This window comes from Streptomyces sp. NPDC050528 (assembly GCF_044457795.1).
Taxonomy (GTDB): domain Bacteria; phylum Actinomycetota; class Actinomycetes; order Streptomycetales; family Streptomycetaceae; genus Streptomyces.
In genome coordinates, this window is the sequence record NZ_JBITHH010000005.1 from 438963 (window position 1) to 453979 (window position 15017).

Consider the following 15017-nt stretch of genomic DNA (forward strand, 5'->3'; position numbering starts at 1 on the left):
CGGGAGGCGCGGGTCCGGAACTCGTGGGAGCGCTCCCATCACCCGGCACCCTCCATGGAAGCCACGTCACGTGAACACGTCAAGGCAACGGGCGTCGACAGTCCTCTACGGCTATCGGCTCAGCCTGCGGAACCTTCGCACCGCCAGCGGAAGGAACAGCAGGGTCAGCGCCGCCGGCCACGCTCCCGCCAGCAGCAACGCGTGCCGCTCCGGCCAGGACGTGCCTTGCCCGGTCGGCGCCCCGAAGAGCGCCCGCGTCGCGCCCGCCGTCGACGAGAGCGGGTTCCAGAGCGCGGCCTGGCCGAGCCAGTGGGGCATCTGGGTCGGGGAGACGTAGATGCTGGAGATCATCGTGAGGGGGAAGACGATCGCGAACAGGCCGCCGACTTGTTCCGGGCCGGGCAGCAGCAACCCCAGCCAGACGCCGACCCAGATCAGCGCGAAGCGCAGTGCCAGCAGCAGCGCCACCGCCTTCGCGAAGCCGATGCCGAACTCCGGGCGCCAGCCCATGCCGTACGCCGTCGTCATCATGATGCCCAACTCGGCGCAGGCGACGATGAGATCGGTCGCGCCGCGCCCCGCGACCACCGCCGACGGCGCCATCGGCATGGAACGGAAACGGTCGATGACGCCCTTCTTCGCGTCGTTCACGAAGATCGTGGCCGTGGAGACAAACCCCATGGCCACCGTCATCACGAACATGCCCGGCATCAGGAACGCCTTGTAGTCGCCGCCGCCCGGTACCCGCATCGCCTTGCCGAAGACGTAGCCGTACAGCAGCACGGAGAGGATCGGGAAGCCCAACTGCCAGAGGATGCTGACCGGTTGGCGGCGGTAGTGGGTCAGGCCGCGCCGGACGACGTTCCAGCAGTCGGCGATCGTCCAGAAGAGGCGGCCGTGCTGGGGGCGTCTGCGGTAGGTGCGGCCGGTGCCCTCGGATGCCGTCGTGGTGCCGCCGCTCATGCCGCTGCCTCCTCGGTCTCCGCGACCTCGGACTCCGGCTCCCGGTCTGCCGGTTCCTCCTCCGTACGGCGGCCCGTCAGCCGTAGGAACACGTCGTCCAGGCTCGGGCGGCGCAGGCCGATGTCCTCGACCGGGATGCCGTAGTGGTGGAGGTAGCGGGCGACCTCGGTCAGCGAGCCCACCCGGTCGGCGACCGGCGCGTGCACCCGCAACTCCCCGATGTCCGCCTCGGGTTGGCCGCCGTGGGCGACCCTCGCGACCGCCTGCAACGCGTACGGGATGTGGGCCGGTTCGCGGACCACGACCTCGATACGGTCGCCGCCGACGCGGTTCTTGAGGCCGTCGAGGGTGTCGTCGGCGATGGCGCGGCCCTGGTCGATGACGGTGATGCGGGAGGCCAGGCGGTCGGCCTCCTCCAGGTACTGGGTGGTCAGGAGGACCGTGGTGCCGTCGGCCACCAACTGCCGTACCGCTTCCCAGACTTCGCCCCGGCTGCGTGGGTCCAGGCCGGTGGTCGGTTCGTCGAGGAAGAGGACGGCGGGGGCCAGGATCATCGACGCGGCGAGGTCCAGGCGGCGGCGCATGCCTCCGCTGTAGCCGCCCGCGCCCTTGTCGGCGGCGGCCTCCAGGTCGAACTGGCGCAGGAGTTGGGCCGCCCTCAACTTGGCGCGTCTGCGGCCGAGATGGAAGAGGCGGCCGAACATCTCCAGGTTCTGCCGGCCGGTGAGGATCTCGTCGATCGCCGCGTACTGGCCGGTGAGGCCGATCCGGGTACGCACCTGGCGCGGCTGCCGGGCCACGTCCAGGCCGGCGACGGTCGCCCGGCCGGCGTCGAGGCGGACCAGCGTGGAGAGGATGCGGACGGCGGTGGTCTTGCCGGCGCCGTTCGGGCCGAGCAGACCGTGCACGGTGCCCTCGCGGACGGCCAGGTCGAAGCCGTCGAGGGCGCGTTTGTCGCCGTAGCGCTTCTCCAGCCCCTCGGCCTCCACCACGTAGGTGTCATCACCCATGGGTCCTCATCCCTCCCTCCTGTACCGGGCGTTCGAACTGCGTGCACCGTATCCGATTGCGCGTACGGTGTACTCGGTTTTCGCGCGGCGACCTAGACTCCCCCGCATGACGAGCAGGCCCCCGAACTCGAACGCGACGGAGTCCAGCGGCAGTGGTGACATCGGGCGCACCCTCGAACTGCTGTGGGACACCGGCCCCCGCCCCTCCCGCGGACCGAAACCGGGGCTCTCCGTCGACCGGATCGTGGACGCGGCCATCCGTATCGCGGACGAGGAGGGGCTGGACGCGGTGTCCATGCGGCGGGTGGCCACCGATCTCGGTACCGGCGCGATGTCCCTGTACCGGTATGTGCCCGGCAAGGCCGAACTCCTCGACCTGATGCTGGACCGGGTCCGTTTCCCGGACCGGCCCAACGACGAGGCGGACAGCGGCAGTTGGCGTGCCGCGCTGGAGACCGCCGCCCGCGACGCGCTCGCCGTGCACCGCCGGCACCCCTGGCTGCTGCGCGTCAACCAGTCCCGCCCGCTGCTCGGCCCGCGCGCCCTCGCCACCCTGGAGCACCTGCTCGGCCGTATCCGCCCGATGGGCCTGACCGACCCCGAGCTCGTCTCGACGGTCGTCATGATCGACGGCTATGTCGTCGGGGCCGCGCGCACCCAGGTCCACCAGGAGGAGGCGGCCCGCAGCACCGGCCTGACCGACGCTGAGTTCTACGGCGCTCAAGTCCCGGCGCTGGAGAAGGCGATGACGACCGGCGCCTACCCGACGCTCGCGTCGCTCTCCCCCGACACGTTCACCGCCGACTTCGACCACTTCGAGTTCGGGCTCGGGCGGATCCTGGACGGTCTTGAGGTCGTGGTCCAACAGCGGTGTGCGGTACGGGAGTTCAGCGGCGACGCGTGAGGCGCCGTAGCCCGAAGAGCGCGCCCAGGACGACCACGACGGCCACGGCACCGATCTTCACGTTGCTCCCCGAGCCGCCGCCGTCGTCGCCGCTCGCCGAACTCCCGCCGCCCGAGGGCGACTTGGAGGAATCCGAACCGCCCCCGGGCGCGTCCTCGGCCTGCACCGGACTGTCGGTGCCCTCGCTCCCGTACATGAGCTTGGTGCCGTCCGCCGAGTAGCTGACGGACTCCCCCTGCCCCTGCAACGGCACGTCGAGGCGCCCCTCGCGCTTGATCTTCCCGCCGTTCCAGTCGTAGTAGATACCGCCCAAGTAGCCGCGTACGGCGAGCTGTTGGCCGTTGGGCGAGAAGGCGGCGTCGGTGGCCCAGAGGTCGACGGCGGCGATGGGCTTGAAGTAGTTGGTGCCGGAGGAGGAGAGCTTGGCCGGGCCTTCGAAGAGATGGCCGCCGTCCTCCTTCTTGTCGATGATGTACACGCGTCCGGTCTTGGGGTGCACGATCAGCGACTCGGCGTTGCGGGCGCCGTCCGAGTACTTCACGACGTACTGCGTCGCCCGGATCGTCTGGCTCTTGAGCACCTTCGGCTCGGGCAGCTTGTAGATCCAGACGTACGGCCAGGTCCCGTCGAGGTTGTCGCCGATGTCGCCGATGTAGATCTCGTTGTTGGGGCCGATGGAGATCGCCTCGACGTCACGCGGCTTGCCGACCCCGCTGAACGTGACCGTGGCGACCGTCTTGCCGGTGCTGCTGTCGACGGCGTAGATGTACGGGCCGTCGTTGCTGTCGTTGTGCGTCCAGTAGATGCCGGGGTGGAGGTGCGAGGCGGCGAGCCCGCTCGACTCCGTGATCCGGGAGTCCGTGATCGTGAACCCCTTGTCGCCCTTGCCGTCACCGTCGTCGGAGGGTGCCGCGGAAGCGGGGAGGGCGAGCGCGCCGACGAGGAAGCCGGCGCCGAGGAACGCGAGGAAGCGACGCATGCCCCCAGCCTGCCATCGTGGCGGGCCTCACATCCCATCGGCTCCAGCGAACGGCCGTTGATCGTCCATCATGAGCGGATGCTCAGGTTCATGCCCGTAGGCGACTCCATGACGATCGGAAGCGCGGGCGAACACACGTGGCGTTACCGGATGTGGCAGCACCTGCGCGCGACCTACGGCGGCCCGTTCGCCCTGGTCGGCCCGCGCGAGGCGCTGTACGACAAGGCGACGGACTCGCCCACGTCGTACGAGTACGCCGACCCCGACTTCCCGCACGTCCACCTGGCCGGCTGGGGCGAGGGCTGGCTGCACATGGCCCCGCTGATCGGCGAGGCGGTCCGCGCGCACCGGGCGGACGTGCTCCTCGTCTCCCTCGGCCTGATCGACCTGGGCTTCTACACGAACGCGCCCCAGACGGCGGACAACATGCGCACCTTCGTGGCGGAGGCCCGCGCCGCGAAGCCCTCCGTCCGCATGGTGTTCCTGCCGGTCATCCCGAACGTCCGCGCCCGCACGGACGCCCCCTTCGCCACCGAGGTCGCCCTCTTCAACGAACTCCAGGCAAAGGCGGTCGCCGACCTCGACGACCCCCGCTCCCCCCTCCTCCTGGCCTCCCTCCCGGAGTCGTACGACGTCGACCACGACACGTACGACGGCACGCACCCGAACGCGGCCGGCGAGCACAAGATCGCGGGCGCGTTCGCGGGGGCGATGCATCAGGCGTGGGGGGTGGGCGGGGAGTACGGCGAGGAAGACCCGGCCGCGGACGACAGCCCCCACCACTGGGCGCCCCACTCCTCGTCGAGGCGATCGGCCCGGCGCTGACCGCCGGCGACGTCGGCCACGACCGATTCCCCTTGCGTAGAGCGCACTCGAAGTCGTTGGCTAGACACTCATGAAGTACACGCAGCTCGGCCGCACAGGCCTCAAGGTCAGCCGACTGGTCCTCGGCACGATGAACTTCGGACCGCAGACGAATGAGCCGGACAGCCACGCCATCATGGACGCGGCGCTGGACGCGGGCATCAACTACTTCGACACCGCCAACGTGTACGGCTGGGGTGAGAACAAGGGCCGGACCGAGGAGATCATCGGCAACTGGTTCGCCAAGAGCCCCGTCCACCGCGACAAGACGGTCCTCGCCACCAAGGTCTACGGCAACATGGCCGCCGACGGCGACGCGTGGCCCAACCACGACAAGCTCTCCGCAGTCAATATCCGGCGGGCCGTGGACGCCAGCCTGAAGCGGCTTCACACCGACTACATCGACATCTACCAGTTCCACCACGTCGACCGGGCCACCCCCTTCGAGGAGATCTGGCAGGCGATCGACACCCTGATCCAGCAGGGCAAGATCCTCTACGTCGGTTCCTCGAACTTCCCCGGTTACAAGATCGCCCAGGCCAACGAGATCGCCGCCCGCCGAGGTGGCACCATCGGGCTCGTCAGCGAGCAGTGCCTCTACAACCTCGCCGAGCGCCGCGCCGAGATGGAGGTCATCCCGGCCGCGCAGGAGTACGGCCTCGGGGTCATCCCCTGGTCCCCGCTCCAGGGCGGACTCCTCGGCGGGGTCATCAAGAAGGAGGTCTCGGGCGGGCGCCGGGCGAGCGGCCGGGCCGCGGACACCCTCGCCAACCCGACCTCACGCGCGCAGATCCAGGCCTACGAGGACCTCCTCGACAAGCACGGCATCGAGCCCGGCGAGGCCGCCCTGGCCTGGCTCCTCACCCGCCCCGGCATCACCGGCCCGATCGTCGGCCCGCGCACCGCCGAGCAACTCGACAGCGCGCTGCGCGCCGTAGAACTGGAGTTGAGCGAGGAGATCCTGACCTCGCTGGACGAGATCTTCCCGGGTCCTGGGCCGTCGCCCGAGGCCTTCGCCTGGTAATCACGGTCAGGGCAAGCGCCCTTTTTTAGGGGCGCGGGGAACTGCGCGACCAGCCACATCCGGCCCGCGCCCGGCAACGATCGCGCAGTCCTCCACGCCCCGTCCCGCCCTCACTTACCGAGCGCCGCAGCCAGCCCCACGACAACGAACAACAGCACAAGCACACCGGCCATGATCCGGTTCCGGGTTTTCGGGTCCACGTACCCGAGCCTAACCGCCCACCCCGAGCCCCCAGCGAGCGACCGCCTCATACCGAGGCTGCTCCCCCCGCACACCCGACCTCGGCAGGTCGCTCCGGACCAGCACCAGCTCGTCCACCGTCCACGCCCGGCCCGCGAAGCCGTCGAGGCGGTCGAGATACGGCCGTACGTCCATGGCGTCCCGGCTGCGCGCCACGGTGAGGTGGGCGCGGTACCGCCGGTGTTCCCCCGTCACCGCCGCCTCCTCGCAACGCTCCGCGAGCCGCCGCAGGGCCAGGACATCGCCCTCCACCCCCGCCCACAGCGCCCGCCCGTCCCCGAACTGCCCACCCCCACGCACCGCCAGCCCGAACGGCTCGGTCGCCCGCGCCGCCCGCTCCAGTCCGGCCGACAGTTCGGGTACGACGTCCTCGGCGACCTCACCGTAGAAGGCGAGGGTGAGGTGCCAGCCGGGGCGGCCGGTCCAGCGCAGGGTGTCCGCGCCCGGCAGGCGTCTCAACTCGTCGACCACCGCGCCGAGTTCGGCCAGTGCGGGCTCCGGCGGCAGCAGCGCGGCGAAGAGTCTCATGGGGGCAGCCTTTCACCACCGCTCAAGGTGTGTGCGCTGGACTAACCGGTCTCGTGGGGCCAGACCGGTCAGTCCAGCGCACAGCCTCTTCGGACCCCTAGCCTGCTGCCATGGAGACCGACACCAGCATCAGCATCAGAGACGGCGGGCCCGACGACATCCCCGCGATACTCGGCATGTTCGACAGTGCCGTGGCGTGGCTCGTCGCGCAGGGGCGTACCGGGCAGTGGGGCAGCACACCGTGGTCGGAGAACCCGAAGGCCGTGGCGATGGTGGAGCGGTATGTGGCGACCGGCTCGCCCTACATCGCCGAGGTCGACGGGGTGCCGGCCGGGACGCTCACCCTCACCGACTCACCGGGGTCGTACATCCCCGCCGTCGACGAACCCGAGCGGTACGTCCATCTCCTCGCCTCCGACCGGCGGTTCAAGGGCTACGGCGTCGGCAGCGCGCTGCTCGCGCACGCGGCGGAGGAGACGCGGCGGGCCGGGGTCTCCCTGCTGCGGGTGGACTGTTACGCGGGGGACGACCGCAAGCTCGTCGCCTACTACGAGGGCAACGGGTTCACCGCGACCGAGGCGTTCGTCGTCGGTGAGGACAAGTGGCCGGGACAGGTGCTGGCCCGGAGGGTGTGACACGCACGCCCTCCGGGCCAGTCGTACCGCACAACTCTCAAGCCGCAGCGGCCAGTTGCTCCCGCTCGCGCGGGACGAAGGCCACGCTCGGGTGACCGTGGTTCCAGTCGAAGGACAGGCGCAGGTCGCCGATGCGGGCCAGGATCACGCCGATCGTGGCCGCGGCGACGGCCGCCACTACGCCGCCGAAGGCGAAGCTCACCCGGGGGCCGTAGGCGTCCGTGATCCAGCCGACGATCGGTGCGCCCAGCGGCGTACCGCCCATGAAGACCATCATGAACAGGGCCATGACCCGGCCGCGCATGGCCGGGTCGGTGCCCATCTGGACGGCGGTGTTGGCCGTGACGTTGACCGTCAGGCCGGCGATGCCGATCGGGACCATGAGGAGGGCGAACAGCCAGTAGGAGGGGGCCACCGCGGCCACCACCTCAAGGATGCCGAAGGCCGCCGCCGCCGCAATCAGGACGCGGAGACGGGTGGTGCCCCGGCGGGCGGCCAGCAGGGCGCCGATCAACGAGCCCACCGCCATCAGGGTGTTGAAGAGGCTGTACGCGCCGGCACCCGCGTGGAAGATGTCGTCCGCGTAGGCCGACAGCCAGACCGGGAAGTTGAAGCCGAAGGTGCCGATGAAGCCGACGAGGACGATCGGCCAGATCAAGTCGGGGCGGCCGGCGACATAGTGCAGGCCCTCGCGGAGCTGGCCCTTGCCGCGCGGGGCGCGATGGACGGAGTGCAGGTCGCGGTTGCGCATGAGCAGCAGGCTGGCCAGCGGCGCGACGAACGACAGGCCGTTGAAGAGGAACGCCCAGCCCGTGCCGACGCCGGTGATCAGGACACCCGCGACGGCGGGGCCGACCAGGCGGGCGGACTGGAAGTTCGCGGAGTTGAGGCTGACCGCGTTCTGCAGTTGGTCGGGGCCGACCATCTCGGAGACGAAGGACTGGCGGGCCGGGTTGTCGACGACCGTGGCGAGGCCCACGGCGAAGGCGGCGACGTAGACGTGCCAGACCTGGACGTGGCCGGAGAGGGTGAGGGCGGCGAGGGCGAGGCCGGTGAGGGCCATCGCGGACTGCGTGACGAGCAGGGTGGGGCGCTTGGGCAGCCGGTCGACGAGGACACCGCCGTAGAGCCCGAAGAGCAGCATCGGCAGGAACTGCAGGGCTGTCGTGATGCCGACGGCGGTCGAGGAGCCCGTGAGGCTGAGGACCAGCCAGTCCTGGGCTATTCGCTGCATCCAGGTGCCGGTGTTGGAGACGACCTGGCCGATGAAGAACAGGCGGTAGTTCCGGATCTTCAGCGAGCTGAACATCGAGGACTTGCCGCGTGGGGTGGGCGGGGAGTCGGGGGTGGCTGGCGCGGGGGCGGAGTCTGCTCCGGGTCCCGAACTCAAAAGGTCGCCTCCAGGCTAGGGGGATTTACAGGTGTGCGAGTTTCTCCAGCACGGGGGCGGCGGCGACGATCTTCGCCCACTCGTCCTCGTCGAGGCCGTCGACCAGGCCGGCCAGGAACGCGTTGCGCTTGCGGCGGCTCTCTTCGAGCATCGCCTCGGCCTGGGGGGTCTTGGTGACGACCTTCTGGCGCCGGTCCTCGGGGTGCGGCTCCAGCTGGACCAGACCCTTCGCTTCGAGCAGCGCGACGATGCGGGTCATCGAGGGCGGCTGCACATGCTCCTTGCGAGCGAGCTCGCCAGGGGTCGCGCTGCCGCAGTTGGACAGGGTGCCCAGCACCGACATCTCGGTAGGGCTCAGTGACTCGTCGACCCGCTGGTGCTTGAGTCGACGGGACAACCGCATCACGGCTGATCGCAGGGAGTTCACGGCGGCAGCGTCGTCGCCATGCGTAAGGTCCGGCATGTTCTTTAGCGTAACTCATTACTCTCGCTAAAGACCAACGGGAACACGCCGAGATGCCCGTGACCCTGACCACTGAACCCTTCCGTCACCCATATGAGTGATCCCGGCGCGGAACGTCACCCGCCGCCCGGAACCGCCCCGGACCCTCGTCTACATGGGGACCAGCGTGCTCAGCCTGCGGATAGACGGGGAGCTGCTCGAACGGCTCCGCGACCATGCCTCGAAAAGGGGAATGAGCGTCCAGGATTATGTGGTCCAGACGCTCATCCGGGACGATTTCGACGAGCGGTTCCAGACCGCCGTAGAAGAAACCGAGAAGTTCTACGGGGTCACGTGACGGCCCGTAGAAGCGCGGGTCAGGTCAGACCCAGCGCCGGCATCAGGTAGTAGAACCCGAACACCGCCGCTACGACGTACATCGGCACCGGGACCTCCCGGCCCCGGCCCGCCACCAGCCTCAGCACCACGAAGGTGATGAAGCCCATGCCGATGCCGTTGGTGATCGAGTAGGTGAACGGCATCATCACCATCGTGATGAAGGCCGGGATCGCGATCGTGTAGTCGGCCCAGTCGATCTCCTTGACGGAGCCCGCCAGGATCAGGAAGCCCACCGCGAGCAGCGCGGGGGTGGCCGCCTGGGACGGGACCATCGTGGCGATCGGCGTGAGGAACAGCGCTACGGCGAAGAGCGCGCCCGTGACGACGTTCGCGAAGCCCGTGCGGGCGCCCTCGCCGACACCGGCCGTCGACTCCACGAAACAGGTGGTCGCGGAGGACGAGCTGACACCGCCGGCCGCGACCGCGATGCCGTCGACGAAGAGGACCTTGTTGATGCCGGGCATGTTGCCCTCGCCGTCGGTCAGCTTGGCCTCGTCGCTGATGCCCATGATCGTGCCCATCGCGTCGAAGAAGCACGACAGCAGGACCGTGAACACGAACAGGACGCCGGTCAGCACACCGACCTTGGAGAAGCCGCCGAACAGGCTGAACTTGCCGATCAGGCCGAAGTCCGGGGTGGCGACCGGGTTTCCGGGCCACTTCGGGGTGGTCAGACCCCAGGAGGGGATCGTCGCGACCGCGTTCACGATCACCGCGAGGACGGTCATCGTGACGATGGAGATCAGGATCGCGCCGGAGACCTTGCGGACGATCAGCGCGAGGGTGAGCAGGACGCCGAGGATGAAGATCAGGACCGGCCAGCCGTTGAGGTGACCGTCGGCGCCGAGCTGGAGCGGGACGGTGGTCTGGGCGGCGTCCGGGATGCGGGAGATGAACCCGGAGTCCACGAGCCCGATCAGCATGATGAACAGGCCGATACCGATCGAGATGGCCTTGCGCAGTCCGTACGGCACCGCGTTCATCACGCGCTCGCGCAGCCCGGTGGCGACCAGCAGCATCACGATCAGGCCGGCCAGCACGACCATGCCCATCGCGTCCGGCCAGGTCATGCGGGGCGCGAGCTGGAGGGCGACGACGGAGTTCACGCCGAGTCCGGCGGCCAGCGCGATCGGGACGTTGCCGATGACCCCCATGAGGAGGGTGGTGAAGGCCGCCGTGACCGCCGTCGCGGTGACCAGCTGGCCGTTGTCGAGGTGGTGCCCGTACATGTCCTTCGCGCTGCCCAGGATGATCGGGTTGAGCACGATGATGTACGCCATCGCGAAGAAGGTGGCGAAGCCGCCGCGGATCTCCCGGGGCAGCGAGCTGCCACGCTCGGAGATCTTGAAGTAACGGTCGAGCGCGGTCGGCATTGGATGTTCCTACGAGCAGAAGTGGACAGACGGAAACCGTTTCAGTATGAACATATGAAGACGTCAGGCGCTATCTCCGCGCGTAGACCGGCGTGGGGCCGAGTGTCCATCGAGCCGCTTGTGCCGCCTCGTAAGCTGGGGGCATGGCGAAGTGGACACCGACACACGAGGCACCGGAGCCCCTGGAGGGCCCGATCGTCCCGACCATCATCGGCGGCACGATCCTCTGGTTCGTCCTCTTCCTGGCACAGCTCCCCTTCTACGGCTGGTTCGACGACCACGGTCATCTGTGGTGGGTGTGGACCTGCTTGGCCGGGGCCGGGCTCGGGCTGATCGGCATCTGGTACGTGCGGGGGCGGGACGCGGCGCTCAAGCGGCTGGCGGCCGAGGCGGCGGCTTCGACCACTTCGGCCGCGTCGCCCCCTTCGACCACTTCGGCTACGGACACCCCCTCCCCTGCTGCGGATTGATGAGGCCTCTCTCCACCCGGGGCATCAGCCCGCTCCGCCCGCCGTCCTCCCCTGGTCGGATCTTCCGGGCACTCGGCGGGTGAAGCCGTAAATCCGCACGTACCGTCGAATGCATGACGCACACCGACGCGGGCGCCGAACTCGACCCTGTGCACCCCGTGCCCGTCCCGGCCGCACGTGCGCGCGGGCTCTCCACCGCCGAGGTCGCCGAACGGGTGGCGCGCGGGGAGGTCAACGACGTCCCGGTGCGCAGCAGCCGTTCCCTCGGCGAGATCGTGCGCGCCAACGTCTTCACCCGGTTCAACGCGATCATCGGTGTGCTCTGGCTGATCATGCTGAGCGTCGCGCCGCTCCAGGACAGCCTGTTCGGGTACGTGATCCTCGCCAACACCGGGATCGGGGTCTTCCAGGAGTGGCGGGCGAAGAAGACCCTCGACTCCCTCGCGGTGATCGGCGAGTCGAAGCCGACCGTACGGCGGGACGGGGCCGCCGTGGCGGTGAGCACCTCCGAGATCGTGCTCGGTGATCTGATCGAGATCGGGCCCGGTGACAAGGTGGTCGTCGACGGGGAGTGCGTCGAGGCGGACGGTCTGGAGATCGACGAGTCGCTGCTCACCGGTGAGGCGGATCCGGTCGTCAAGCGGCCCGGGGACGCGGTGATGTCGGGCAGTTTCGTGGTCGCCGGCGGTGGCGCGTTCGAGGCGACGAAGGTGGGGCGCGAGGCGTACGCGGCCCAACTCGCCGAGGAGGCCTCGCGGTTCACGCTCGTCCACTCCGAGCTGCGGACCGGTATCTCCACGATCCTCAAGTACGTGACGTGGATGATGATCCCGACCGCGATCGGCCTGGTCATCAGCCAACTCGTCGTCAAACAGCACGGGTTCAAGGACTCCATCGCCCGGACGGTCGGCGGGATCGTCCCGATGGTCCCGGAGGGTCTTGTCCTCCTCACCTCGGTGGCCTTCGCGATCGGTGTCATCCGGCTTGGCCGGAAACAGTGCCTCGTTCAAGAACTTCCGGCCATCGAGGGCCTCGCCCGCGTCGACACGGTCTGCCTCGACAAGACGGGCACGCTCACCGAGGGCGGGATGGACGTCACCGAGTTGCGTCCGCTCGGCGGGGCCGACGAAACGTACGTACGCAAAGTCCTCGGCGCGCTCGGGGAGTCGGACCCGCGGCCGAACGCGTCGTTGCAGGCGATCATCGCGGCCTATCCGGACAGCGGGGAGTGGCGGTGCGTGGAGTCGCTGCCGTTCTCGTCGGCGCGGAAGTACAGCGGGGCGTCGTTCAGTGAGGGGAACGGGGAGTCGAGTACGTGGTTGCTCGGCGCGCCCGATGTGCTGCTCGCCGACGACGATCCCGCGCTGGAGGAGACCGGGCGGCTCAACGAGCAAGGGCTACGGGTGTTGTTGCTGGCCCGGGTCTCCGGTGAGCTGGACGATCCCGAGGTCGCGCGGGAGGCCACGGCCACGGCGCTGGTGGTGCTGGAGCAGCGGTTGCGGCCCGACGCGGCCGAGACGCTCGCGTATTTCGCCGAGCAGGATGTGCACGCGAAGGTGATCTCCGGGGACAACGCGGTGTCCGTGGGGGCGGTGGCCGGGAAACTGGGGCTGAGCGGGCAGGTCGTGGACGCCCGTCAACTGCCCTCGGATCAGGGGGAGATGGCCAAGTCCCTTGACGAGGGGACGGTGTTCGGGCGGGTCACTCCGCAGCAGAAGCGGGACATGGTGGGGGCGTTGCAGTCTCGCGGGCACACGGTTGCGATGACCGGGGACGGGGTGAATGACGTCCTTGCCCTGAAGGACGCGGACATTGGCGTCTCCATGGGGTCGGGGTCCGAGGCGACCCGGGCCGTCGCGCAGATCGTGTTGCTCAACAACAGCTTCGCCACGCTGCCTTCGGTGGTCGCGGAGGGGCGGCGGGTGATCGGGAACATCACCCGGGTGGCGACGCTGTTTCTGGTGAAGACGGTGTACTCGGTACTGTTGGCGGTGCTGGTGGTGTGCTGGCGGGTTGAATACCCGTTCCTGCCGCGGCACTTGACGCTGTTGTCGACGCTGACGATCGGGATCCCGGCGTTCTTCCTCGCGCTGGCGCCGAACAAGGAGCGGGCGAAACCCCATTTCGTGCGGCGGGTGATGCGGTACTCGATCCCGGGTGGGGTGATCGCCGGGGCGGCTACCTTCGTGACGTATCTGATTGCCCGTCACCACTACACGGGGAAGGGGTCGTTGGCGGCGGAGACGAGCGCGGCGACCTTGACCTTGTTCCTGATCTCGATGTGGGTGCTGGCGATCATCGCGCGGCCGTACACGTGGTGGCGGATCACTCTGGTCGCCTCGATGGGGGCGGCGTTCGTGGTGGTGCTGGTGGTGCCTTGGCTTCAGCACTTCTTTGCTTTGAAGCTGGTGGGGGTGACCATGCCGTGGATCGCTGTGGGGATTTCGGTGGTGGCGGGGGTTGTGCTGGAGATGGTGTGGAGGGTGGTTGATCGGCGGGTGCCGGCTTGAGGGGGCGGGTGGTACGTCGTTTGTTCGCTGCTGCCGAGTGGGGGCTGGTCGCGCAGTTCCCCGCGCCCCTAAAAGCAGGGCGCGGGTGGCTGCCGGTGTTGGTTACTTGACGTCGACGTAGTCGCCCGTCGCGTTGATCGGGGCCGTGGTGGACGTGCCCGCGAAGCTGTAGCGGAAGTAACCGTCCACCGCCGCCTTGACGGTGGTCTTCAGGGCGCCCGTGGAGCTGGTCTTGATGGTCTTGACCGTGGTGTAGGTGCTGGCGCCCTTCTTGCGGAACTGGAGCTTGACCGGCTGGGTGGAGTAGCCGGTGTAGTTGGTGTCGTCCCAGTTCGCGCGGGTCAGCTTGCCGGTGACCGTGATGGTCTTGCCCTTCTTGACGGGCTCCGGGGCGGCGTTGACCGTGAGCTTGGCCAGGCGCGTGACGTTCGGGGAGGCGAAGTTGCCCTGGTCGGCGAGGCCGACCTTGGTGATGTCGAAGCTGGTGCTGTCCGGGTTCTGGCCGTTCAGCGCGATGGCCTCGGCACCGGCCTTCCAGGCACCGGCGTCGACGTTCGACAGGTCGCCCTCACCCGGGTAGATGTCGAGCGTGGCCTTGCAGGAGGCGGCGGTCGCCGAGGTGACCTTGCAGGTGCCCGCGTCCTCGCCGAACAGCGCGTTGGTCGGCTTGGCGAAGGTGCCCTTGTAGATGTACGGGCCGGTGAGGAAGTCGGACGCGGTGATGTCGACGTCGGCGCCGTGCGTCAGCGTGTAGGTGACCGGCACGGAGAGGTGCCCGGAGATACCGGCCACGATCGGCTTGCCGTTGTTCACCTTGACGTTGGCGAAGGTGACGTTGAGGGGGTACGGCTCGGCGTCGGCCGCGGTGGCGACGGTGGAGTGGGAGAGGGTGGCCTTGCCGGAGGCGGCGTGGGCGGCCTCACGGATCTTCGCGATGTCCGAGCGGTAGGAGCCGGCGTCGGAGCCCGCGGCCTGTGCGGCCGGTACGGCGAAGGCGGAGAGGACCAGGGCGCCGGAGACGGCGGCCACGGTGGCGCGTATGCGCATGCGTTCCCCAAGTGGGAAAGGGGACCCCGACGCGCTGGTCGTTCCGAACGGCTCGTCGTCGGCGCCGGGGCCCAAGTGATGGCGGAGCCTGTTGGCTCATGTGTCCTGATCCGCGACAGGTGGGACAGGTTGTACGGCGGATCGAGACTTTGTACGGGTATTGCAAACCCGTGGTGAAGTACGGAGACTCCGCCGACGCTCCCCGGACTACTTCACGTGGATGACGTCACCGGCGGCGT

At 69.0% G+C, this 15017-nt stretch carries 15 protein-coding genes; 7 read left to right on the forward strand and 8 right to left on the reverse strand.

The window, feature by feature from the left end; all coding sequences use genetic code 11:
- Window positions 1-111: 111 nt before the first annotated feature.
- Together ACIBK4_RS20230 and ACIBK4_RS20235 are read right to left on the reverse strand one after the other, a co-directional pair.
- Window positions 112-963 carry an ABC transporter permease gene (locus ACIBK4_RS20230; protein WP_398996119.1) on the reverse strand — a complete coding sequence of 284 codons (852 nt, stop codon included), beginning with the start codon at window positions 961-963 and terminating at the stop codon, window positions 112-114.
- Window positions 960-1973, reverse strand: coding sequence for an ATP-binding cassette domain-containing protein (locus ACIBK4_RS20235; RefSeq protein ID WP_398996120.1), 1014 nt, complete (start codon window positions 1971-1973; stop codon window positions 960-962). The genes ACIBK4_RS20230 and ACIBK4_RS20235 overlap by 4 nt, the downstream gene beginning before the upstream one ends.
- 106 nt (window positions 1974-2079) lie before the next feature.
- Here ACIBK4_RS20235 and ACIBK4_RS20240 point away from each other — a divergent pair, with 106 nt between their 5' ends.
- The gene (locus ACIBK4_RS20240; protein WP_398996121.1) at window positions 2080-2877 is read left to right on the forward strand and encodes a TetR/AcrR family transcriptional regulator; all 798 of its coding nucleotides are present in this window, start codon (window positions 2080-2082) and stop codon (window positions 2875-2877) included.
- Here ACIBK4_RS20240 and ACIBK4_RS20245 read toward each other — a convergent pair.
- A complete protein-coding gene (locus ACIBK4_RS20245; protein WP_398996122.1) occupies window positions 2861-3856 on the reverse strand; it encodes a WD40 repeat domain-containing protein in 996 nt (331 codons plus the stop codon). The genes ACIBK4_RS20240 and ACIBK4_RS20245 overlap by 17 nt on opposite strands.
- A gap of 78 nt (window positions 3857-3934) precedes the next feature.
- Here ACIBK4_RS20245 and ACIBK4_RS20250 point away from each other — a divergent pair, with 78 nt between their 5' ends.
- Together ACIBK4_RS20250 and ACIBK4_RS20255 are read left to right on the forward strand one after the other, a co-directional pair.
- Window positions 3935-4681 (forward strand): SGNH/GDSL hydrolase family protein, encoded by a 747-nt coding sequence (locus ACIBK4_RS20250; protein ID WP_398996123.1) that lies wholly within the window; start codon window positions 3935-3937, stop codon window positions 4679-4681.
- A gap of 70 nt (window positions 4682-4751) precedes the next feature.
- Window positions 4752-5744, forward strand: coding sequence for an aldo/keto reductase (locus tag ACIBK4_RS20255; RefSeq protein ID WP_398996124.1), 993 nt, complete (start codon window positions 4752-4754; stop codon window positions 5742-5744).
- Between the two features lie 210 nt (window positions 5745-5954).
- On the opposite strand, the gene thpR is transcribed toward ACIBK4_RS20255, so the two are convergent.
- Window positions 5955-6512 (reverse strand): RNA 2',3'-cyclic phosphodiesterase, encoded by a 558-nt coding sequence (gene thpR / locus ACIBK4_RS20260; RefSeq protein ID WP_398996125.1) that lies wholly within the window; start codon window positions 6510-6512, stop codon window positions 5955-5957.
- Window positions 6513-6622: 110 nt separating this feature from the next.
- Here thpR and ACIBK4_RS20265 point away from each other — a divergent pair, with 110 nt between their 5' ends.
- Complete coding sequence (locus tag ACIBK4_RS20265) at window positions 6623-7147, forward strand: GNAT family N-acetyltransferase (protein WP_398996126.1); 525 nt, start codon at window positions 6623-6625, stop codon at window positions 7145-7147.
- 37 nt (window positions 7148-7184) lie between these two features.
- On the opposite strand, the gene ACIBK4_RS20270 is transcribed toward ACIBK4_RS20265, so the two are convergent.
- Together ACIBK4_RS20270 and ACIBK4_RS20275 are read right to left on the reverse strand one after the other, a co-directional pair.
- The gene (locus tag ACIBK4_RS20270; RefSeq protein ID WP_398996127.1) at window positions 7185-8537 is read right to left on the reverse strand and encodes an MFS transporter; all 1353 of its coding nucleotides are present in this window, start codon (window positions 8535-8537) and stop codon (window positions 7185-7187) included.
- Window positions 8538-8562: 25 nt separating this feature from the next.
- Window positions 8563-9000 (reverse strand): MarR family winged helix-turn-helix transcriptional regulator, encoded by a 438-nt coding sequence (locus ACIBK4_RS20275; protein WP_019072529.1) that lies wholly within the window; start codon window positions 8998-9000, stop codon window positions 8563-8565.
- 154 nt (window positions 9001-9154) lie between these two features.
- On the opposite strand from ACIBK4_RS20275, the gene ACIBK4_RS20280 reads away from it, so the two are divergent.
- The gene (locus ACIBK4_RS20280; RefSeq protein WP_033281377.1) at window positions 9155-9337 is read left to right on the forward strand and encodes a hypothetical protein; all 183 of its coding nucleotides are present in this window, start codon (window positions 9155-9157) and stop codon (window positions 9335-9337) included.
- 19 nt (window positions 9338-9356) lie between these two features.
- Here ACIBK4_RS20280 and ACIBK4_RS20285 read toward each other — a convergent pair whose 3' ends face one another.
- Window positions 9357-10751 (reverse strand): NCS2 family permease, encoded by a 1395-nt coding sequence (locus ACIBK4_RS20285; RefSeq protein WP_398996128.1) that lies wholly within the window; start codon window positions 10749-10751, stop codon window positions 9357-9359.
- Window positions 10752-10894: 143 nt separating this feature from the next.
- Between ACIBK4_RS20285 and ACIBK4_RS20290 the strand changes: the two genes are divergently transcribed.
- Both ACIBK4_RS20290 and ACIBK4_RS20295 read left to right on the forward strand, forming a co-directional pair.
- Window positions 10895-11221 carry a DUF2530 domain-containing protein gene (locus ACIBK4_RS20290; RefSeq protein ID WP_398996129.1) on the forward strand — a complete coding sequence of 109 codons (327 nt, stop codon included), beginning with the start codon at window positions 10895-10897 and terminating at the stop codon, window positions 11219-11221.
- Window positions 11222-11334: 113 nt separating this feature from the next.
- Window positions 11335-13731 (forward strand): cation-translocating P-type ATPase, encoded by a 2397-nt coding sequence (locus tag ACIBK4_RS20295; protein WP_398996130.1) that lies wholly within the window; start codon window positions 11335-11337, stop codon window positions 13729-13731.
- 102 nt (window positions 13732-13833) lie between these two features.
- On the opposite strand, the gene ACIBK4_RS20300 is transcribed toward ACIBK4_RS20295, so the two are convergent.
- A complete protein-coding gene (locus ACIBK4_RS20300) occupies window positions 13834-14778 on the reverse strand; it encodes a hypothetical protein (RefSeq protein ID WP_398996131.1) in 945 nt (314 codons plus the stop codon).
- Between the last annotated feature and the right edge of the window lie 239 nt (window positions 14779-15017).